At 54.1% G+C, this 22968-nt stretch carries 14 protein-coding genes; 3 read left to right on the top strand and 11 right to left on the bottom strand.

Annotated features, from left to right (window positions below; all coding sequences use genetic code 11):
* Positions 1–89: 89 nt before the first annotated feature.
* The 4 genes from recJ to scfA all read right to left on the bottom strand — a co-directional run bounded on the left by recJ (position 90) and on the right by scfA (position 5730).
* The gene (gene recJ, locus ACESZP_RS05850; RefSeq protein ID WP_499708321.1) at positions 90–1808 is read right to left on the bottom strand and encodes a single-stranded-DNA-specific exonuclease RecJ; all 1719 of its coding nucleotides are present in this window, start codon (positions 1806–1808) and stop codon (positions 90–92) included.
* Positions 1809–1989: 181 nt separating this feature from the next.
* Positions 1990–4131, bottom strand: a complete 2142-nt coding sequence (gene secD / locus ACESZP_RS05845) for a protein translocase subunit SecD (protein ID WP_499708320.1) — start codon at positions 4129–4131, stop codon at positions 1990–1992.
* 5 nt (positions 4132–4136) lie between these two features.
* On the bottom strand, positions 4137–5501 hold the full coding sequence (gene scfB, locus ACESZP_RS05840) for a thioether cross-link-forming SCIFF peptide maturase (RefSeq protein ID WP_499708319.1): 1365 nt from the start codon (positions 5499–5501) through the stop codon (positions 4137–4139).
* Positions 5502–5586: 85 nt separating this feature from the next.
* Positions 5587–5730: a six-cysteine ranthipeptide SCIFF gene (scfA, locus tag ACESZP_RS05835; RefSeq protein ID WP_158362647.1), complete on the bottom strand. Its 144-nt coding sequence runs from the start codon at positions 5728–5730 to the stop codon at positions 5587–5589.
* A 186-nt stretch (positions 5731–5916) separates the two neighbouring features.
* On the opposite strand from scfA, the gene ACESZP_RS05830 reads away from it, so the two are divergent.
* Positions 5917–6288, top strand: coding sequence for a TIGR04086 family membrane protein (locus tag ACESZP_RS05830; protein WP_178039909.1), 372 nt, complete (start codon positions 5917–5919; stop codon positions 6286–6288).
* A gap of 60 nt (positions 6289–6348) precedes the next feature.
* Here ACESZP_RS05830 and ACESZP_RS05825 read toward each other — a convergent pair whose 3' ends face one another.
* The 5 genes from ACESZP_RS05825 to ACESZP_RS05805 form a co-directional block, all read right to left on the bottom strand.
* Positions 6349–6669 carry a DUF1540 domain-containing protein gene (locus tag ACESZP_RS05825; protein WP_178039908.1) on the bottom strand — a complete coding sequence of 107 codons (321 nt, stop codon included), beginning with the start codon at positions 6667–6669 and terminating at the stop codon, positions 6349–6351.
* Positions 6670–6783: 114 nt separating this feature from the next.
* A complete protein-coding gene (locus ACESZP_RS05820) occupies positions 6784–8340 on the bottom strand; it encodes a glycosyltransferase family 39 protein (protein WP_499708318.1) in 1557 nt (518 codons plus the stop codon).
* On the bottom strand, positions 8315–9874 hold the full coding sequence (locus tag ACESZP_RS05815) for a glycosyltransferase family protein (protein WP_499708317.1): 1560 nt from the start codon (positions 9872–9874) through the stop codon (positions 8315–8317). Before ACESZP_RS05815 ends, ACESZP_RS05820 begins: the two co-directional genes overlap by 26 nt.
* On the bottom strand, positions 9864–12812 hold the full coding sequence (locus tag ACESZP_RS05810) for an ArnT family glycosyltransferase (RefSeq protein WP_499708316.1): 2949 nt from the start codon (positions 12810–12812) through the stop codon (positions 9864–9866). The genes ACESZP_RS05815 and ACESZP_RS05810 overlap by 11 nt, the downstream gene beginning before the upstream one ends.
* A 141-nt stretch (positions 12813–12953) precedes the next feature.
* Positions 12954–16703 (bottom strand): phosphoribosylformylglycinamidine synthase, encoded by a 3750-nt coding sequence (locus ACESZP_RS05805; protein ID WP_499708315.1) that lies wholly within the window; start codon positions 16701–16703, stop codon positions 12954–12956.
* Between the two features lie 232 nt (positions 16704–16935).
* Between ACESZP_RS05805 and ACESZP_RS05800 the strand changes: the two genes are divergently transcribed.
* Positions 16936–19191: a putative glycosyltransferase family protein gene (locus ACESZP_RS05800; RefSeq protein ID WP_499708314.1), complete on the top strand. Its 2256-nt coding sequence runs from the start codon at positions 16936–16938 to the stop codon at positions 19189–19191.
* A gap of 4 nt (positions 19192–19195) precedes the next feature.
* On the top strand, positions 19196–20077 hold the full coding sequence (locus ACESZP_RS05795) for a LysR family transcriptional regulator (protein WP_499708312.1): 882 nt from the start codon (positions 19196–19198) through the stop codon (positions 20075–20077).
* Positions 20078–20135: 58 nt separating this feature from the next.
* Here the strand turns inward: ACESZP_RS05795 and ACESZP_RS05790 are convergent, their stop codons facing one another.
* A complete protein-coding gene (locus ACESZP_RS05790; RefSeq protein ID WP_499708311.1) occupies positions 20136–22499 on the bottom strand; it encodes an ATP-dependent DNA helicase in 2364 nt (787 codons plus the stop codon).
* A gap of 219 nt (positions 22500–22718) precedes the next feature.
* Positions 22719–22946 (bottom strand): HPr family phosphocarrier protein, encoded by a 228-nt coding sequence (locus ACESZP_RS05785; protein ID WP_178039900.1) that lies wholly within the window; start codon positions 22944–22946, stop codon positions 22719–22721.
* Positions 22947–22968: the final 22 nt, after the last annotated feature.

Raw genomic sequence — 22968 nt, 5'->3', positions numbered from 1 at the left:
CTCTGTTTTTTGCACAATTTCAATAATTTAATCTGTTAATTTTCTACTTTTTTCCATTAAATGTGCTTTCGCACCAGATCCATCGTTTTTTATCTCCAGCTTTCAATGACCGCCTGTACGGTTCTCCTCCCCTGAAATTCATTGATTTCCGGGTAATAGAGCAAGCAGACGGTGTCTTTGCTTTCTATGTAATGCAGGTCAGCTTCCACGTCGCCGAAGCTGATGCCCTCCAGGCGGCTTCCTTTGTCGTCCTCCAGGACAGTCTTCAAGACGTTGCGGTTTTTACCGATGACGCGGGCGCTTTTCACCCGGACGTTCGCTGCCGCGAACAGGGGCTTATCATTTTCCTTGCCAAATGGCTCCAGAAGCTCAAGCTCCTTTATAATCTGTTCGCCTGCATACTGAATGGGCAGGACGGCGTCGTAGGACAGCTTCGGAATCAGATCTGCGTCGGTCAGGCGACAGTTTTCGTTCAGGCGCTTCCGCAGGAGTTCCACATTTTCCGTGGGGATGGACAGGCCTGCCGCCATGGGGTGGCCGCCGAATTTGGTAAATAATTCCGCCACCTTTGTCATTTCCTCGAACATGTGGTAGCCGGGAATGGAACGCCCCGATCCCTTCACGCCCTCCTCACCGTCGGTCAGCACGAAGCAGGGGCGGAAATAGCGCTCCCGGATGCGGCCTGCGATGATACCGGCCAGGCTTTCGTGGCAGTCGGGCAGGTAGACCACCAGAACCTTATCCTGACCCAAATCGGTCTCTTCGATAAGGCGGATAGCCTCGGTGGTTCCCTTCGCCGTCAGATCCTTCCGGCTGTCATTCAGGGCTTTCAGATCCCCGGCCAGCTTTTCCGCCTCGGTCTTAGAGGACGCGCCCAGCAGCTCCAGTGCCCTCTTTGCAGTGTCCAGGCGGCCACTGGCGTTGATGCAGGGGCCGATAACGAAGCCGATGTGGTAGGCGGTGAGCTTCTTACCCTCCAGGCCGTTGACAGCTAGCAGAGCCCGGTAACCCGGGTTGGTAGTATCTGCTAACTGTTTTAATCCGTATTTTACCAGAATCCGGTTTTCACCGGTCAGATCCATAATGTCGCCGATGGTGGCCACGGCTGCAAACTGAGCCAAATCGAGGAATTCTTCCCGGGGGACGCCTGCCTCCTGATAGAGTACCTCCACCAGCCGCCAGGCCACGGCTGCGCCGCAGAGCTTTTTGTAGGGATAGGGGCAGTCAGCCTGCTTTGGGTTCACAATCACATCCGCCGGGGGCAGGATCGTGGTGCGGGTGCTGTCCTCTGCTTCCCGGTAGGGTATCTCATGATGGTCGGTGACAATGACGGTCATGCCCAGTTCTTTTGCATAGGCGATTTCTTTGGCTGCGGCGATGCCATTGTCGCAGGTAACGATGGTGTCGATACCTGCCTCCTTCGCCTGCTCAATCAGGTGCTCATTGATACCGTAGCCGTCCTTCAGACGGTCGGGAATCACCGTGTCCACCTGCGCGCCCACCCGGCGAAGGCCCGTCACCAGGATGTGGGTGGCGTTCACGCCGTCAATGTCGTAGTCGCCGATGATGCGGATGGACGCGCCCGCCCGGATTTTCTCAAGCAGCAGCGCCACGGCCTCCGTCATGCCCTTCATAAGGCGGGCGTCCGCCAGATCGTCCAGGGTGCCGCAGAGATAGGCCCGGACCTCTGCCTCGCTCTCCCCGGCCCGGCTGCGGATCAGGCGCATGGCCATGGGGCTCATGTGAAACTGCGCGGCCAGCTCCTGGTTGCCGTCGATTTTGGGGGCTTGTATCCATTGTTCGTTCATATATGTATAATCTCCTGTAACTCAAATTTTGTACCGCACATTATCATAACATAAAAAGGCAGATGATGCATCCACCATCTGCCTTTTATGTCTCGTGCTCGCTTACGCATCGCACGAAAATCAAGAAAAATTATCTTAATACTATGTTTTTTTGTACTTGTCTTTTGACTGAATAAAAAACTTAGTTCTTTTTACCCAGCTTCGTCTTCATCACATACCACAGCGCACCCGTAATGCATACCGAAGAATAAGCGCCGCACACGATACCCACCATCAGCGGCAGGGCGAATTCACGGATAGACGCTACGCCCAGGATATACAGAACCGCAACGGTGATAAAGGTGGTCACGGACGTATTCACGCTTCGGGACAGGGTCTGGGTAATACTGCGGTTTACCAGCTCCTGAAGGTCGGCCTTTCTTCCGGCGGTCTCCAGGTTCTCACGGATACGGTCGAAGATGACGATGGTCGCGTTGATGGAGTAACCGACGATGGTCAGCATGCAGGCAATGAAGTTGCTGCCTACGGACAGCCGCGCCACGGCGTAGAAGGCCAGTACCACCAGCACATCGTGTAAGAGAGCCGCTACGGCGCTGGTCGCGAACCGGATATCCTTGAACCGGAACCAGATATACAGCAGCATAAACAGGGCTGCCAGCAGTACAGCGGTGATGGCGTCGGAACGCATCTCGCTGCTGATAGCCGCGCCGATGTTCTCGATAGCAATCTGATTCTCATCTACACCAAACTTCTCCACCAGTTCCTGGCACAGGGCCTCTCGGGTCTCCAGATCCAGGGCTCTGGTCTTCACAATAACATCGTTGCTGCCGTCTACCTTCTGGGCCTGAATCTCATTGCTTCCGATAACCTCGCTTACCACCGGCTTCACAGTCTCGTCGATCTCCTGAATGGACAGGGCCTCGTTCATCGGAATGGTAATGCTGGTACCGCCCTGGAACTCCAGGCTGTAATTCAGCGCGCCCTTACCCTTGGATCCGTTCACGCCCATAACTGCCAGTCCGCCCAGAATCAGCACTGCGGAAATCACAAAGCAGATATTTTTCTTGCTGAGGAAGTTTATGGTCTTGCGCTCCTTCTGGATACCGTAGAGCTTCGCGTCCTGAAGTCCCAGCGCGTAAAACGCATTCATAACCAGTCTGGTTATCACCAGGGCCGTAAACATGGAAACCACGATACTTAAAGCCAGCGTATGGGCAAAGCCCTTGACCGATCCGGAGCCCTTCAGGCTCAGGATAATCGCCGCAATCAGCGTGGTGATGTTGCCGTCCAGAATAGCGGACAGCGCCTTCTGGAAGCCTGTCTTAATGGCGCCCTTTACCGACTTGCCTGCGCCGATTTCCTCCCGGATACGGGCGAAGATAATGACATTGGCATCCACGGCCATACCGATACCCAGAATGATACCTGCGATACCCGGCAGGGTCAGGGTAATCTCAAATGCGTTCAACAGACCTAAGGTAATGCCAACATAGGAAGTCAGCGCAATACCTGCTGCCACGCCCGGCAGACGGTACATGATAATCATAAAGATAACAACCAGCGCAAAACCGATGATTCCGGCCAGCATACTGGTACGGATGGCGTCAGCGCCCAACTGCGCGCCTACGACCTTGGACTGGATCTCCTCCAGCTCCACCTTCAGGGAACCGATACGAATAGTGGAAGCCAGCTGCTCTGCTGACTCATAGGACTCCATATTGGTAATGGCTGCATTACCGTTGGTAATGGCGGTCTGTACAGTCGGCGCGCTGATGGTCTCGCCGTCATATACAATGGCGATGCGGGAGCCGATGTTGGCCGCGGTAGCCTCCGCGAACTTCTCCGCGCCCTCGTCGGTCAGAGTCAGCGCCACTTCATAATCGGTGTTGTTCAGGTTGTCCTTGTAAGCCTTTGCTTCAGCGGTCTTGATATCTGTACCGGACAGCAGCTCATTGCCGGACATATCCTGGAAGGAAAGAGAACCAGGTTTTCCAAGTTCTTCCAGAATAGCGTTGGCGTCAGTCACGCCCGGAATCTCGATGTTGATCCGGTCATCGCCCTGGGGGTAAACCTGCGCCTCGGTGCTGTAGCCTTCCACACGCTTCTGCAGCTTGTAGATGGTGTCGTTCATCTCCTCGGCGCTTGGCGTCTCGCCCTTGGCCTGATAGGTAATGCTCACGCCGCCGGCCAGATCGAGACCCAACGGAATATTCTTTGCCGCTCCTGTCTTGTTCTCGCCCACTCCCACAGCAGCCAGTGCCAGCAGTCCCGCTGTCACAGCCACCGTCAGAACCAGACTGATAATTCCTGTACTCTTTTTCATGACTTTTATTCTCCTTGCTCAGCCGTAGCTGCCTTGATCATAATTGCGCATTCCACACGCTTTCTCTGAAGCTCGCAGCCGATGTCATAGGCATCGTTGATGCTTCCGTGGAAATTGTAGGAGTTGGCTGCGCAGCCGCCGCTGCAGTAAAACTTGGCAAAGCACTTCTGGCATTTTTCCTTGGCATAGACATTGCAGCACTTGAACTCGTCGCGTAGCTCCTCATTCTTTACGCCGTCCCATACATTTCCCATGAGGAACTTCTCATTTCCCACGAACTGATGGCAGGGATACAGGTCGCCCCAGGGAGTTACAGCCAGGTACTCGGTTCCCGAACCACAGCCGGACAGGCGCTTGTATACACAGGGGCCTCCGGTCAGGTCGATCATGAAATGGAAGAAGTTGAAATCATTTTCCCTGCCATGACGCTTTACCATCTCTGCCGCCAGCTTGTCATACTGCTCGCAGATAAACGGAATATCCTCCTCACGGATGGCGTAATCCTCCTCCGGCGCTGCCACAACCGGCTCCACGGACACCTGCTTGAAGCCTAAGTCCGCCATATGCAGCACGTCCTCGCAGAAGTCCAGGTTATTGCGGGTGAAGGTTCCACGCACGTAGTAATTGGTCTGGTTCCGGCTGTCTGCCAGCTTCCGGAACTTCGGCACAATGATATCGTAGCTGCCGTGGCCGTTGCGGAAGGGACGCATCTTATCGTTGACTTCCTTTCGTCCGTCGATACTTAAGACTACGTTGCTCATCTCTTTATTGACAAACTCCTGAACCTCGTCGTTCAGAAGAATACCGTTGGTGGTCAGGGTGAAACGGAACTTCTTATCGTGAAGCTTCTCCTGCTCACGTCCATAGGCCACCAGGTCCTTGACCACCTGCCAGTTCATCAGCGGCTCGCCTCCGAAGAAGTCCACCTCCAGATTCCGGCGGCTTCCGGAATTGGCAATGAGGAAATCCAGGGCCTGCTTGCCCACCTCGTAAGACATCAGCGCTCTGCGGCCATGGTACTCGCCCTCCTCGGCGAAGCAGTAGCGGCAGGCCAGATTGCAGTCATGGGCGATGTGCAGGCACAGGGCCTTGACTACAGTAGAACGCTTCTTGAAATCAATGATTTTATCCTTATATGTATCTTCCGTAAAGAGGACGCCCTGACGGGTCAGCTCCTCCACATCTTCCAGCACCTCGCGGATGTCGCTCTCGGGCCAGCGGTCCTTCAATTTCGCGACAATCTCATCCGGCTGACAGGCCTCGTCTACCAGGCCGATAACCTCGTAAGCCAGCTCGTCCACCACATGGACAGCCCCGCTGTTCACGTCCAGGACGATGTAATATCCATTATTATAGTAACGATGTATCATGTTGTCTCCTTAAATAAAATACCTGTGATCGCTCAAATACCCCGCCGTCAGCGGCGGGGTATTCTGAAAGCCTTGAAAATATGCCTTATTTATGCTGCTCGCATGTCTGGTTTCCTACGGTGCAGGATGTCTTACATGCTGACTGGCAGGATGTCTGGCACTCTCCGCAGCCGCCTTTTTTCACGGTATTCTGCAGAATCTGTGTGTTCAGTGTCTGAATATGCTTCATCTTGGTTTCCCTCCTGTCTTTCAATCTTCCAGGGATTATCTGGTGATACCCTGTAGTTACAGAACAGTATAGCATAGATGCAGCGATTTTTAAAGTATTTTTTTCAGGCATGGACCGAAAAATCGCTACATATACTAAACCAGAAAGGCGGCCCGCGTAAGAGCCGCCCATCAGAAGGGAGCCATCATGGAAAAAATGAAACATTATCAGGGCGCTGCCATGCGCCTTTTAAAGGCCCTGCTGGCCGCCTACATCGTCACCGGCGGGCTGCTTCTTCTGCTTGCGCTGCTCCTCTACAAGCTGCGCCTGTCCGAGTCCGTCATCAACTTAAGCATCACCGCCATATACCTCATCGCCTGCTTCCTGGCCGGCTTTCTCATGGGCAAAATGATGAAAACCCGCAAATACCTCTGGGGCGCGGCGGGCGGCCTCCTCTACTTCACCCTGCTGGCCCTCATCTCCCTGGCCGCCCGTCAGGGCAGCGCCGAAGCCTCCAGCTTCATCACCACCCTGCTCCTCTGCACCGCCGGCGGCACGCTCGGCGGCATGCTCTCATAAACATAGAACTTCATCCCAGACAGGAGAACCGGATTCTCCTGTCTGAACATAACCTAAATTTTACTCACATCTACACCGAAACGTAGCACACTCCGTATCCTTACAATCGCAGGCCGCCCCGCCCGCGATACCGATATGCTTGGCCGTACATCTGCAGTCCTCATTAAAGGTGCAGTCACATGCCTTGCAGACCACCTCCGTATTCTTGGTTGGAATCTCCACGCCGCTCTGTGCCGCGCCTATGGTCCGCTCCCGGAAGCTCTCGCAGCAGGTTTCGCGGGAATGCTTCGCGTGATCGCCCGCCACCTCGATATTGTCCTTGCAGCAGCACTGCTCCTTATTGTAGAGACAGCTTCCTACCGTACAATCCAGTCTTGTCATCGTACCCTTACCTCCTGTTAAAAACTATGTGAGGCGCGGACAGCCACCGCCATCCGCGCCTTTGTCTGTAAGAGTAGTATGTGTCATTTCCCCGCTACTATACGTTCCATTTTTTTACTGCATTTTCATTTTAACCGGAAGTCTGCCATGCCGCTTAAGCCACTCCCGCATACGCACCGAAGCCTCCGCAAGGCCGCCTGCCGCCATCGGCAGCATCAGCACGAAATAGGGCAGAATATACCGTCCCTTCGCTTCCCAGATCATATGGAACAGAAAACCGCCGAACACGGTAATCACAAGTATCAGCCTGGACAAATCCTTTTTCTTCCAGAATGTATACAGAATCCACAGGAAGCACCCGCCGTAAATCAGGCTCTGATACTGATTCATAAACCAGGTCATCGCCCTGTGCGGAACCCCTTCGTACAGCTTCTGCGCCACCGCGCTTCGGTGATCGTTATCCATGTGGGTCATGGCAAAGCATTCATAAGTGGGATCATTCCACTGGCTTGCAAATTTTTCCGCATAAAACCACAACGCGTACCTGGGATGATGCAGGAACTCCTTCGCTGAATTCTTAATATCCTGAACCGCCATAGCCTGAGCGGCCTCGTTATCAAAGTCCGACGCTCCCCAGTAATTGTGCAGGATATAACCGTTGGACCAGCCCGGAGCCCCTTCCCCCTTCTGCATCCCCATGGCCACCCACAGAAGCTTGGGCGCGCCCGCGTTCAGTTCCACGCCGGAGCGCTGCTCGTACATGGTCTGCACTGCGTTTTTCGCTCCCAGATATACCGCCGCCAGCAAAAGAACCGACAGCAGCAGCTTCCATTTCCGTTCGCCACGGGCCGTCACCAGCAGCACCAGAACCAGGGCAATCAGCAAAATCAGACAGTTGTTCCGGACCAGACACGCTGCCGCGCAGCTAAACGCGCAGCCGATCATCCACCATGCCTGCTCCCGCTTCCGATATTCCAGAAAAAGCCAGATCGTCAGCATCGACAGCATGATCGACAGCATTTCCCCGTACACGAAGGTCGTATAAAACAACAGCGGGAAACAGGCCGCGCTCAGGAACAGCTCATAAATCCAGGCTCGTTTTTCCCCGGTCAGGCAGCGGGTAACGCGGTAGCCGAAGTACAGCGTAAGCGCCGCGCTCAGACAGTTCAGATACTCAAAGGCCATATAATTGCCATCTCCAAACAGCCGGAATACGACCTCCATAACCGCCGTCAGCCCTACCTGATGAGGATAGATATAAAGATATTTCTCATAGGAATCGATGGTGAGCATCTCGAAGTTCCCGTTTCGAAACTGCTCCGCAGCCGTACAGATGGACGCCTGATCCCCTGCCGGAACCACATCGGCGGCGCCGACCCACCAGACGCCAAGTAAAAGCACATAGCAAAATACCGCCCCGGCCAGAATCCGGACGCGTCGTTCCTGCCGCTCCTCCTCCCGAAGCATCCATTCAGAAATCCGATACATGACAAAGGTCAGACACCCGCAAATCAGCAGCACCAGCGGGAAAATATCCCCTGTCGTGCGGGGAATTTCCTCATAGCTCAGCGCAAACCGAGAGGTCAGGAACAGACTGAAGCCTGTCAGTACCCCAAATAACCCCAGCCCCAGTATGGAAACCGTCCTATCTGCCGCCTTTCGCAGTCTCATCTTTCGTCCTCCATTTTCCGATTGCTCCGCCAAGCTCCATAAGCCCCGCCGCGGCCATCGGAATCATCATGATAAAATACGGGAGTACATAGCGGGATTTGGCCTCCCAGAGCTCGTGGAACAGCACGCCGCCTATCACGGCGATCAGAAGTACATACCATTCCAGCTCCCGCTTTTCTTTTCGTCTGTATACCAGCAGAAACAGCACCGCTCCGTAAATCACAAGCTGATAGCTGTCCATAAACTTCTCCAATACGGCCTTCGGCGTTCCTGTGTAGAGGCTTTCGCCCAGATCACTTCGCCCCTGATCCGCCGCGTAGGTCATGATAAAACAGCCATAGGTGGGATCATTCCACTGACTGGTAAATTTTCTGGAGTAGAAATCCGCCGCATAAAGCGGATCTTTCAGAAATACCTTCACCCTTGCCTTGATCTCGGCAATTCCAAGCGCTTTCGCCGTGGGGCCGTCGTACAGACAGGTATCCTGATAAATGTAAATGGAATATCCGTTATACCAGCCCGCTTCCAGATCGCCCTCCTGCATGCCCATGGCAATCCAGAGTACGGACGGCATTCCATCGTTGATCACCGTTCCGGATTTGGCCTCATAGTACTGATAGATCGCTTTTTTTCCCGCAAAAGCTCCCACACCCAGCAATAGAACGCACAGCAGATATATCCATTTTTTTCCTGTTATGGCTTTTACGCCCAGCACGCAGCAGACCGCAATCAGAACAATCAGGCTGTTGCTGCGCAGCGCCACCGCTGCCGCTGCCGCCGGGACCATCCACAGAACCGCGGACTTTTTCTCTGTTTTTACCATTCTGAGCGTCTGCCACAGCACAAGCATGGACAGGAAAATAGAAAGCACATCCCCGTAGATATACGCGCTGAAAATCAGAAGCGGAAAGCAGCACGCCATCAGCAGAAGGTAGCACGCTTCCACTCTTCTTTTGTCAAATAAAAGGCTCACAATCCGGTAGCCTGCATAGACCGTTCCCAGGATCGCAAACACATTTCCCAGCTGAAGAGCCGTATAGTTATGCAGTCCAAAGAGCCGGAAATTCAGCTCCTCCCAGGCCGTCAGTCCCACCTGAAACGGATAGTAATACAGATATTTTCCATATTCCAGACGGCCATAATTGCCCTGTGCAAAGCGCTCGGCGCTGGTGGCTACCATATACTGATCGGCCACCGGCGTGCTGGCTGCCAGGAGTACCCAGACAGCTCCAAAAAGCAGGCACCAGATCAGTACGATAAGAAGCAGGCACCTTACCTGTCTTTTTCCCCGTACCGCGTCTTCTGAAATGCAGCAGGCAATCCGATAAATCACCCGGCCCAACAGCGCCGCCCCCAGAAGGATCAGCGGAAACCAGGCTATTTTCACATAAGGCTTCTCTATGGAATAATCCGCGACAAAGTACCGGGTAAAAATCAGACCCGTAACCGTCAAAACCAGAAAAATCAGAGTGCTCAAAAACCAGACAGCCTTACAGGACAGACTCTCCAGCGTCCACTTTTTTTCATGCTTCATGAACGTTTTCCCCCGCTTTTTCCTTCTTCAACGCTTTTTCCGTAAGTCCGTCCAGTCCTTCTGCAGCCGCCGGAAGCAGCAGCACAAAATAGAACAGACCATATCGTCCCTTGACCTCCCAGGCCAGATGGAACAGATAACCGCCCAGCAGGATCAACACCGGCAGACACGCTTCGATCCGGTATCTTCGTTTCCATGCCAGTACCGCAAAGGCACAGGCTCCCAGGAAAATCAGCGACTGATAACCGTTCATCCAGAATTTCAGCCGCGGAGTATCCTGGCTTCCGGCGCTCACTTCACAGCCGTAGCCGGCGTCGTTCCACTGGCTCACGAATTTATGGCCAAAGAAGGATACTGCTGCCTTCGGATGCTCCGCAAACCCCTTCACGGAAAATGCGATGGCTTCCTTCGCAATGGCGTCGGCCTCCTCCGGGTTGTAACCTGCCTGTTCCTTATAGACCTTATCCGGGTACTCGTTCCACCAGCCCGCGGTCATGCCCTCACCCTGGAGTCCCATGGCTACCCAGAGCGTCTTCGGCATGCCCCGGTCGAGGGGCCAGCCGCTCCGGTGCTCATAGAGCTTTGTCATGGCCGGCTGCGAAAGCAATAGCGCGGCCAGGAACGGAATCATCCAGACGGCCAGCTTCTTCCGGTGCTCCGCAACGGCTTTTATCAGCGCCGTAAGAATGATAGCTACCGCCGCGATCAGCGCGTTATTTTTCATATAAACGGCGAAAACAAGCGCCAGAATCATTAAAATCAGATCCCGCAGCTTTTCCTCCCGCAGCCACCGCAGGAACATCCAGAGGCCGAAGGAAACTGCTGCAATTGCCAGAACTTCTCCGTAAATTACGTTTGTATACACAAAAAGCGGAACACAGCCAGCCGCCAGCAGCAGGAAGTTCACCTGCGCCCGGTCCTTCCGGAACAGTTCTCCCGTAATCGCGAAACCGCTGACCACAAATACCAATACGCCCAACGTATTCACCATCCGGAACGCGAAGAAATTCTCATAACCAAAGATGCGGTATACGATTTCCACCAGAAGGGCCTGTCCGGCCTGATGAGGATAGGTGTAGAGATAATCCATGGCACTCTCGTTCAGATCGCTTAAAGCAAAGCCGCCGCCGATGGCGTGAATGTACAGGGGATCTGCCCGCAACGCACTCTGATCCAACAGATTCCAGGCGATGCAAAACACCGCGCAGTGGGCCAGCACCACGCCCAGCAGGATGTGGAGATTCCGCTTCCGGTTTGCTTCCTTTTTCAGAATCCACCGGCCCGCCATCCAGAGAGCTGCCAGCGAAGCCGCCACAAACAGGAGGATAAGCGGCACCGGATCCACCGTCTGGGACGGTACCTCCAGATCGTTGCTCTCATAAATGGTGGTGAAAATCAGGCTGTACAGAAACAGAAAAGCTGTGGGCAGTCCGGCCAGGAGTAAGATGACGCGGCTGCAGAGCTGTTCCGTCTTTTCTGTCTGAAGCTTAGCCGCAAAGGCACGTACCCGTCTGCCGACTCCGCATTTTTCCCATAGCCTTCCTAATTTCTGCAGGAACAGATCCCAACCGCAGGCGGCGGAGGGGATTAGCATAATAAAATAAGGCAACACATACCTGGATTTTGCCTCCCAGACAACGTAAAAGAGAAAACCGCCGATAACTACAATCAGCAGAGACAGCTGCTCCACCGGAATCTTTTTTCGAATTATCAGAAGCAGGAACAGAAAGGCTCCGAAATAAATCACGGACTGATATACGTCCATAAAGCGCACAAAGCCCGGCCAGAGATCACCCTTGTAAAGCCGATCCATAAAGGTGCTCCGCTCCTCGATTCTACGGTTGGTCTCCTGCATACAAGAATAGGTGGGCTCTACCCACTGACTTCCGATCTTGCGCCAGAAGAAGTCCGCGGCATAGGCCGGATGCTCTTTAAAATTCATCAGAGATTCCATCACAGCTTCCATACCAATCTGCTTCGACTGCTCCTGATCTCTTCCGCACTCGTCCACAAAGACGTCGTAGGCAAAGCCATTGTACCAGCCGGCCTCCCGCTCAATGCCGTCGCTTCCGCCCTCCTGCAGGCCCATGGCCACCCAGAGCACCGTCGGCATACCATTTTCCAATGAAAAGCCCAGCCGCTGCTCATAGAACTTATCAAGAGCCGTATGGCTCACAAAAAACATGGCAAGGCACAGAAGCAGCACCAGACCGTGACGCAGCTTTTTGTCGGAAATCATTTTTACCAGAAGGACGCAGGCGATGGCCGCAATGACGATATAGCAGTTGCTCCGTACCAGGCAGGCTAGGGTCAGCGCCGCGCCCAGCAGCACGCCGTAGCGGATCTGCCGACGCTCCAGATATAATAAAAGCGCGTAAACAGCAAGAAAAGAAAGGCACACAGACAGCACCTCTCCGTAGACAAAACACACATAAATATATAAAGGATGACAGCACAACATCAGGAGCAGAAAATAAACTGCCGGCTCCTGACGCTTCGTGGTCATTCTTATGATTTTGCAGCCCAGATATACGATGGCTCCGGCACCCAGCCCGTTCAGCACCTGAAAGGCATGATAGTTCTCGGGACCGCAGATCCGGTAGACCAGCTCCAGCAGCGCAATCAGTCCCATCTGGTGGGGATAGGAGCTCAGATAATCAATATCGCTGGCGCTGACGTCATTCATGCCGTGGGCCAGCTGATCGCCCCAGAAGGATACCAGCTGCGGATCCCACATCATGTGGTATTTGCAGGCAAAGGCCCAGACGATTCCGTAGACTGCCGCATAGATACAGGTAAAGGCAAGCAACAGGCGGATGTTCCGTTCCCGGTGCTTCTCATTTTTTAAAATCCAGTGTCCGAGATACCCTACAGCCGCGATCAGTAATACCACCAGAATCACCAGACTTACCGGCGAGCCCCAGGTCTGCACCGGCATCTCGTCATGATTGGTTGGAAATTTTCTTGTGTAAAAAATACTATACAGGGACAGGAATCCCAAGATTAGGATTCCTACCCCTGCTGCTACACGACTGCAAAAAAATTCAAACTTTTTTGTGTCCATAAACATTCCTTTGTCTTACTTAAAATATGCTACGCCGGACTCGAAGATCTTCATGTCCTGCTCTCCGTAAATATTGATGGCAACGGAGTCGCCGCGGCGCTCGGAGTGCGCCATCTTGCCAAGGATACGTCCGTCCGGGCTTGTGATTCCCTCAATGCTTGCGTAGGAACCGTTTACATTCCAATACTCGTCCATGCTGGCTTCGCCATCCGGATTGACATACTGGGTCGCTACCTGACCGTTCGCGAAAAGCTTGTCGATCCACTCCTTGCTCGCCACAAAACGTCCCTCTCCATGGGAAGCCGGGTTTACATAAGTCTTGCCCAGCTCTGCGCCCGCAAGCCACGGTGACTTGTTGGTCATTACCTTGGTGTAAACCATCTTGGAGACGTGACGGTTAATGGTATTGAAGGTCAGGGTCGGGGAATCCTCTTTCTGTCCCACGATCTCGCCGTAGGGTACCAATCCCAGCTTAATCAGTGCCTGGAAGCCGTTGCAGATACCAAGTGCCAGTCCGTCGCGCTCATTTAAGAGCTTCATCACTGCTTCCTTCATGCGGGCGTTCTGGAAGGCCGTCGCGAAGAACTTCGCGGAACCGTCCGGTTCGTCGCCTGCGGAAAAGCCGCCGGGGAACATGATAATCTGTGCCTGATTGATGGCCTTCTCAAATTCCTCTACGGACTCGCGGATATCCTCTGCAGTCAGGTTGCGGAATACCTTGGTAATCACGTCCGCGCCTGCTCGCTCAAAGGCTTTGGCGCTGTCATACTCACAGTTTGTGCCCGGGAATACCGGGATAAATACGGTGGGACGCGCTACCTTATGCTTGCATACATAGACGCTGTCCGCCTTGTAAAGCGGGCTTTCCACCTTCTCGGCTCCTGCCACTGCGGTGGTGGGGAATACCTTCTCCAGAGGCTCCTCCCAGGTCTTCAGCGCTTCCTCGGTGTCAATCTTCATATCGCCGTAAGCGAAGCCACTCTCGGTTACTTCGCCAACTACCGTATAAGTTACGCCAAGCTCAGCCACCTTGTCAGCCGGAACCTCGGCTACGATGTCGCCGAAGCCTGCGGTAAACAGGTCTCTCTTATCTACATTGGCCTCGATCTTTACGCCTAAGCGATTGCCGAAGGACATCTTGCTGACCGCGGCTGCCAGGCCGGAGCCGTCCAGAGCGTAGGCGGACAGAATGCGGCCTGCCTTTACATCCTCGAAGAACTTGCCGTACAGATCCTTGATCTCCCCGTAATCCGGCAGATCGTAAGCGTCTCTGTGAATCTGCACCAGAACCAGCTTATTACCGGCTTTCTTCAGCTCCGGTGTGATGATGGTCTTGTCGCTGGCCACGTCCACCGCGAAGGATACCAGTGTAGGCGGTACGTCGATCTCGTTAAACGTACCGGACATACTGTCCTTTCCTCCGATGGAGGGCAGACCGAAGCCCAGCTGCGCGCTGTAAGCGCCGAGAAGCGCTGCGAAGGGCTGGCTCCAACGGTGGGGATCCTCGGTCATTCTGCGGAAGTACTCCTGGAAGGTGAAACGGATCCTGCTGTAATCGCCGCCTGCTGCCACGATTCTTGCCACGGACTCAATGACTGCGTATACTGCTCCATGGTAGGGGCTCCAGCTGGACAGATACGGATCGAAGCCGTAGCTCATCATGGTAACCACGTCTGTCTTGCCCTTCAGCACCGGAAGCTTTGCCACCATGGCCTGGGTCTCGGTCAGCTGATACTTGCCGCCGTAGGGCATCAGGACGCTGCCTGCGCCGATGGAGCTGTCGAACATCTCCACCAGGCCCTTCTGGGAGCATACATTTAAGTCTTTCAGGGTATCCAGCCATTTGGCGCGGACATCCTCGACGTCATTTCTTACAAAGTATTTATCCTGCTCGGTGGGCAGGTCTACCGCTACGGTGGTCTCCTGGTGAGCGCCGTTGGTATCCAGGAATGCTCTGGAGATATTCACGATCTCCTTTCCTCTCCAGGAAAGCACCAGTCTCGGATCCTCGGTTACCACAGCTACGGTGGTAGCCTCCAGGTTCTCCTCTGCAGCATATTTCAGGAACTCTGCCTCGTCCTTTTTATCTACTACAACAGCCATACGCTCCTGGGACTCGGAAATAGCGATCTCGGTGCCGTCCAAGCCTGCATATTTCTTCGGAACCAGATCCAGGTTTACCTTCAGGCCGTCTGCCAGCTCGCCGATGGCTACGGATACGCCGCCTGCGCCGAAGTCGTTGCACTTCTTAATCAGACGGGTTACCTCCGGACGGCGGAACAGTCTCTGAATCTTCCGCTCGGTGGGAGCATTACCCTTCTGCACCTCTGCGCCGCAGGTCTCAATGGACTTCTCAGTGTGTACCTTGGAGGAACCGGTAGCGCCGCCGCAGCCGTCGCGTCCGGTCTCGCCGCCCAGCAAAATGATCAGATCGCCCGGATCCGATGTCTCACGGATGACATCCTTTCTGGGAGCCGCGCCCATGACCGCGCCGATCTCCATACGCTTCGCCACGTAGTTCGGATGATAAATCTCTTTTACATAACCGGTAGCCAGACCAATCTGATTGCCGTAGGAGCTGTAGCCGTGGGCTGCGCCGCGCACCAGCTTCTTCTGGGGCAGCTTGCCCTTCAGGGTCTCTTTTACGGATACGGTGGGGTCAGCCGCGCCGGTTACACGCATGGCCTGATATACATAGGTACGGCCTGACAGCGGGTCGCGGATCGCGCCGCCCAGACAGGTGGCTGCGCCGCCAAAGGGCTCGATCTCAGTCGGATGGTTGTGAGTCTCGTTTTTAAAGTTTACCAGCCACTCCTCCGTTTCGCCGTCGATTTCCACGGGTACCACGATGGAGCAAGCGTTGATCTCATCGGATTCCTCCTGATCCTGAAGCTTACCCTCGGCCTTCAGCTTCCGCATGGCCATCAGCGCCAGATCCATCAGGCAGACAAACTTGTCCTTTCTTCCTTTGAAAATCTCAGCACGGTCAGCCAGGTACTGCTGATAGGTGTCCTCGATGGGCTTCTTATAGTAACCCTCTTCGAAGCTTACGTCGGTCAGCTCCGTGGAGAAGGTGGTATGACGGCAGTGGTCGGACCAGTATGTATCCAGCACGCGGATCTCGGTCATGGACGGATTCCGGTGTTCCTCGCCTCTGAAATAGTTCTGAATGTGCTGGAAATCACGGAAGGTCATGGCCAGGTTCAGGGAGCTGTAAAGCTCTTTTAAAGCGGTCTCGTCCATATCGCAGAAGCCGTCGAAAATCTTCACGTCCGCCGGCTCGTCAAATACGGTCACCAGGGTCTCCGGCTTCTCCACGGCTGCCTCCCGGGAATCTACCGGATTGATGCAGTAGCTCTTAATAGAAGCCAGTTCTTCATCGGAAATGCCGCCCTCGATGACGTAGGTGGTGGCGGTGCGGATCACCGGCTGTTCATCCTCTTTCAGGAAACGGACGCACTGCACAGCAGAATCCGCTCTCTGGTCGAACTGTCCCGGCAGGTACTCCACGCTGAATACTTTCGCGTCCGGTGCGATCTCAAAGGTCTCTTCATATAACATATCCACAGGCGGCTCGGAAAATACCGTCCGGCAGGCACGCTCGAATACCTCGTCAGAGATATTCTCCACATCGTAACGGATCAGCACCCGCACGCCCTTTACATCCTCAATTCCCAGGAAGCTCTGGATCTCCTCTTGAAGTTCCTCCGCCTTTACGGCAAAAGCGTCCTTTTTCTCCACATAAATTCTTCTTACGTTGCTCATAACCGACCTCCTAATAATGATAGTATTTCAGCACGGTATCATACACTTTCGCGTAATTATACCACATTATCCATCTTGTAACAATTCCTGTCTCCATCTTAGCACAAAACTTTCCATAAGTATAATTAATATATTTAAATTAATTTATAACTTTATCTAATGGCTTTTCTCCTTTTTCTGTGTTATACTGAAAAAAACAAGATCTGACTTCTTAATTAAAAAGGAGATTTTTATGAAACAGCTGCTGAAATTCCGGGGCCAGCTTTTCTTTACGCTGGTTCTGCTTGTTATGATTCTGGCTGCTCCGTTCACCGATTATGTGGAGCGCAATTTTACCTGTGAGGAAATGAACTATCCGGAAGACGCCATCGGTATCGTCACTGTGGAAAATGAGACGCTGACTATTCCCGGGGGCGCCGGTTCCGTCCCACTCACCAGCGACGGCCATTATTTAAAAAAGGGTACTTATCATCTGACCTTTGCCGTCACAGCCGATGCGGACGGCAGCACTGTACAGGTATACGATCCCCTGTATCTGAATTCTGACAATACCTCCGGACGCGTGCTGAATGAGGCTCCTGTAGAGCCCGGACAGGAAGAAGTGACCCTGTCCTTTACCCTGGACGACTCCCTGACCTGCGTACAGTTCCGCGTGCTGGCAGAAAATCCCCTTACCTTCCGGGGCATCTATCTGCTCTCCGATCGGGGCCTCTACCGGGATCCGCTGATTCTGGCAGCGCTTTTACTGCTGGCCTCCTGCCTGCTTCTGCTGTACCGAACCCGCCGGAGCATCCGGCCGGAGATCCTGATTACGCTGGCTTTTGCGTCTGTCTGGTCTTCCATGCCGCTGACTCTGCCCTGGCTTTTAAACGGCCATGACATGTTCTTCCACTACAGCCGTCTCTTTTATCTGGCTCAGGATCTGTTTACCCAGCTTCCGGTGCGCATCCATTCCGGACTGTTCCGGGGCTTCGGTTATATGAATCCGACTTTTTATTCAGAATTTTTCCTGTATCCCTTCGCGCTGCTGATTCGGCTTGGCATGTCCCCCATCGGCTGCTATCGGCTGCTTCTGTTCTGTGTAAACCTGGCTACAGCAGGCATGGCATATTACGCTTTTTCCCGCCTGTGCCGTTCCCGAAAGCTTGGCATGACCGCCGCGTTTTTCTACACCCTGTCGGCTTACCGGCTCATCAATCTCTACACCCGCTCTGCTGTGGGCGAGATTCTGGCGACCGTTTTCCTGCCATTGCTGATGCTCGGCATGTACCAGCTTTTCTATGGGAATTATAAGAAATGGCTGACTGCTGTGCTGGCTTTCACCGCACTTTTTCAGTCCCACATGATTTCCACCGAGCTGGCTCTGGGCTTTGCGGTACTGTTCGCTCTGCTTTGCCTGCCCCGTCTGAAAGACCGGAAGCGGCTGCTTCATATCGTACTCGCGGGCGGCGTCACGGTGCTTCTGAACCTGTGGTCAATTCTGCCCTTCCTCGATTTGATGCGGTATCCGCTGGTATTGCTTGACGACACCCGCAATCTGGCCGGTTATTCCCTGTACGGCATCCAGCTCTTTGACGTCGGTCTCTTAAATCCCGCAGGCGACGCTCTCGGTCGGGGCTCTGTTGCCGGGGAAATGCCTTATTCCATAGGTCTTCTCCTGCTAATGGGAATCCTGCTGTTCCTCGCCCTCTGCTTCCGCAGGAAAAACCGGCTTCCGGCTTTTCAGAGAAAGCTTGGTACCTGGTGCATGGTATTTGGCTGGCTGTCCGTCTACGCCTCTACCATTTATTTTCCCTGGGAGCGGCTGCAGCGGATTGGGCTCATTAACCGCGTAGCCGGGGCCATTCAGTTTTCCTCCCGGTTTCTGACCTTCGCGACGCTGTTTCTCTGCGTGGTATCAGCTATCGCTGTCTGCGGCTATTTCCGGGAGCGCTCCGGTCAGAAGCTTTTATTTTTCGGCTGCGCTCTCTTCCTGACCTGGTCCGCAGGATCTTATTTCAGCAGCTATGTCAATGAAGCGGACACCTTTGCCACAGCGGAAAATCAGCTGGATCAGATTCAGACCACCGACGTGCTGTACCTGATTTCCGATGACGGAGCCTATTTCAGTACCCGGGAGCTTCGCAGCCAGGACATCACCTTCACCGCGTCGGAGGGTGTTGCGCTGACCAATATTTCCAGAGACGGCACCTGCGCTTCTTTCACCTATGAAAACAGCAGCGGCGCTTCCGATTCCTATGTGGATGTGCCCTTTAACTATTACCCTTATTACCGGGCTCAGGATGAATCCGGACAGAAGCTTTCCACCGGCGTCAGTGATACCCTTGTTCGGCTTCGCGTCACGCTTCCGGAACAGACGCACGGTACTGTCACGATTCGTTTTACCCTTCCGATCCTGTTCCGGGTGGGCGACGCAATTTCCCTGCTGACTGCCATCGGCCTTCTGACCCTTGCGCTTCTGTCGGCATATCAGAAAAAGAAGGAGTGATTTCATGGATATCAATTACGAGCTTTACAAGGTCTTCTATCATGTGGCTGTAACCTTAAGCTTCTCCGAAGCATCCAAGCAGCTCTTTATCTCTCAGTCGGCGGTGAGCCAGTCCATCAAGGTACTGGAAAAGAAGCTGAACCAGAACCTCTTTATCCGGAGCACAAAGCGGGTGCAGCTGACCCCCGAGGGTGAGATTCTGCTGCGCCATATCGAGCCTGCCATCAACCTGATAAAACGGGGTGAAAATCAGATTATGGAGGCCAATTCCCTGGGCGGCGGCCAGCTGCGCATCGGTGCCAGCGACACCATCTGCCGGTATTTTCTGGGGCCTTTCCTGAGCCGGTTCCACAGGGAATTTCCCGGAATCCATATCAAGGTTACCAACAATACCTCCATTGGCTGCGTGGATCTTCTGGAAAGTGGTCAGGTGGATTTGATTTTTTCCAATTACCCTAATTCCAGACTGGGCAATACCGGACATATGACAAAAGTCCGCAGCTTTCAGGACGTCTTTATTGCCAACCGGAATTATTTTAATCTGGAAAATCAGAAATTGAGTTTCAGGGAGCTTCTGAACTATCCGATTCTGATGCTGGATCGCAAGAGTACCACCAACGAATATCTGCATGCCCTGTTCCAGCAGCATCAGCTGGATCTGGTGCCGGAAATCGAGCTTTCCAGTAATGATCTGCTGCTGGACCTGGCAACCATTGGTCTGGGCATTGCTTTCGTGCCAGATTACTGCCTGCCCAACCATTCCAGCGATCTGTTCCCGTTGACACTGGCGGAAGAGCTGCCCAGCCGGCAGCTGATGCTGGTGCACAGTGAGCAGCTGCCGCTGAGTCCTGCTGCAAAGCAGTTTCTGGAGTATTTTACTGCCTAGGACAGTATAGCAAAACACCGATAAGTAGTCTTATTCTCAGACATACTTATCGGTGTTTTTATTTTTCCTGTATCTTCCAGAAGGCCTCGATCTGCTCTCCCACATCCCGGCTCCGGCATCCCCGCACGCCGCTCCACTCCAGCGGAAACATGCGCGTGTACTCGGCTGTCCCAAACCGGTCGTCCAGAAGCAATACCACGCCCAGATCCTCCTCGGTTCGTATAACCCGCCCTGCGGCCTGCAACACCTTATTCATGCCCGGATAACGATAGGCGTAGGCGAAGCCGTCCATCTGCCTTCCCTCATAATACTGCCGCAGAATTTCCCGCTCATTGCAGATCTGGGGCAGACCTGTACCCACGATGGCCGCCCCGATAAGGCTTTCGCCCTTCAGGTCGATGCCCTCGGAGAAGATACCGCCCAACACGCAAAAACCCAGGAGACTGCGGGTACAGGCCGGTTCCCGGAAACGGCTTAAGAAGGTCTCCCGCTGTGCTTCCCCCATGCCGCTTTGCTGAATGACGCACTCGGTCCGCCCCTCATCCAACTCCAGATAGAGATCGTAGACATCCTCCATCATCCGGTAGGACGGAAAAAAGGCCAGGTAATGCCCCATCCGCGCGTTGCTCATCTGCTTCAGATACGCGGCTATCCGCTCATACTCGCTGCGGTTCCGGCGGGTATAGCGGCTGCTCACATCCTGCCCCAGGAGAAGCAGCCGCTTTTCCGGCCTGAAGGGCGACCGGGCGTAGACCGCGTAATCATCCTCCGCCCCCAACAGATGCTTATAATAGGGCATGGGAAGCAGGGTGGCCGAGAAAAAGACGGCAGCCCGCCCCTTATCCAGACAGGCCCGGATGTTCTCCGCAGTCTCCACACAGTAGAGCTTCAGATAGAAGTTTCCATTTTCTCCCAATTCGCTGTAGATCACATAATTTTCATCCAGCAGATCCGCCGTATTCAGGAAATCCCGCAGGGTAAACCAGAATTCCAGCACCTGTGCGTCCAGCTCCGGCTCCAGCCCCTCCTCACGCAGACGGTCCAGCTCCGTGGACAGAGACAGCGTAAGCAGAATCAGCGGATCGATGTTCTCATGAAGCTGCCAGGTCTCGCACTCCCGCTTGAAGCCCAACAGATACTTATTGCAGCGGTCCAGCAGGCGTTCAGCCTTTTTATCCCTGCCCTTTAACGCCCGCTTCAGCTCCAGAAAATCCTCTTTGCAAAGGCGCGCGCTGAACATCTCCCTCCCCCGCTCCACCAGGTTGTGGGCCTCATCGATGAGGAACAGGTAATCGCCCTTCACACCCTCGCCGAAGAAGCGCTTCAGGCGCGCGTTCGGATCGAAGACATAATTGTAATCACAGATAATGGCGTCGGTCCAGGTCGCTGTGTCCAGGCTCAGCTCAAAGGGACAGACCCGGTGCCGCTCCGCCTGGGAAAGCAGAAGCTCACGGTCGATGGCATCCGGGCCGGTCGTCAACAGCTCATAGACCGCATCGTTAATCCGGTCGAAATGCCCTTTTGCATAGGGGCAGGCGTCCGGATTGCAGTCCGGGGTCCCGCAGATACAGAGCTTCTCCTTCGCTGTCAGGGTCACTGCCTTCAGGCGCAGACCCTGAGTCCGTAAGATTCCGAAGGCTTCCTCGGCCACGGTCCGGGTGATCGTCTTGGCCGTCAGGTAAAAGATGCGGTCGCCCAGATCCTCGCCCACGGCCTTCACCGCCGGGAATACCGTAGAAATGGTCTTGCCGACGCCGGTGGGCGCCTGAATAAAAAGCCGTTTTCCCCGGGCAATGGTCCGGTACACGCCCGCCGCCAGATCCCGCTGCCCTTCCCGATAGGAAAAGGGGAATTCCAGAGGCCGGATGCTGGCTTTTCGGATCTGCTTCCACGCGTACTGGAACCGGGCCCATTTCTCATAGCGGGCCATCAGCTCATCAAACCAGGCATCCAATGCTTCTCTCTTATGCTCTGAGCGAAAATACCTCAGTTCCCCGGTCTCCAGGTTGCCATAGGTCATCTGGACGCCGATCCGGGGCAGATCCTGCTGTCTCATATAAATGCAGGCGTAGCAGAGCGCCTGGGCCAGATGCACGGGGACAGGCTCCTCCAGAAGCATCACATCCCGGTACATGCCCTTAATCTCGTCAATGTAGACCTCCCCGTCCTCCGTAAAGATTCCGTCGGCCCGCCCTTCCACCAAGCAGTCGAAGTCGCCCATGGGAACCAGAAGCTTAAGGGCAGCCTCAGCGGTATAATGCGCGCCCATCCGCCGCTGGATCTTCCGGTGAAGGCGCCCGCCGGCCTGCATGGCTTCCAGATCCGTTTTCGTTCCTGTTCGATTGTCCAAATCTCCGGATCGGAGAATAAATTCCACCAGGTCCCGCACGGAAATGCGGATCTGCGGCCTTGTCTCTTCCATGTATCGGTCTCTCCTGCTTTTTCCCGGTTGGCTTTCACCAACCGCTGTTCTCTAAAAATATATTGTAGCACAGCCGCATGCTCCTGTAAAATTACCGAAACAAAAAATGCCGGATCGCAAGCCCCGGCAACGGCCCCTGATAACGAAGAAGGAGCCTCCGGCATCCCAGGGATGCCGAAGACTCCTTCTTCTGTCGCCGTATTCTTTTATCGGTTAGTTTTAAGCTATTGCAAATTTTGCCAGCACCCGATCAAAATCGCCGTTCTCACCGTGACATTTCACAGTCAGAATCTGATTCAGATCCATGCTCAGCACGCCGAGAATGGACTTGGCGTCGATGAGGATGCGGTTGTAATAAACATCCACATCAAAATCGCACTTGCTTGCGCCCTGTACAAACTCCTTTACGTCCTCTGTTGCGTTCAGCTTAATCTTTTTTGTCTGCATTTTCTTTCACTCCTTTAGGCCT

Source organism: Candidatus Dorea massiliensis AP6 (genome assembly GCF_964245105.1).
In the GTDB taxonomy this organism is placed as follows: domain Bacteria; phylum Bacillota; class Clostridia; order Lachnospirales; family Lachnospiraceae; genus Laedolimicola; species Laedolimicola intestinihominis.
The sequence above is the reverse complement of the archived record's forward strand: the minus strand, read 5'-3'. Positions and strand labels throughout refer to the sequence as shown.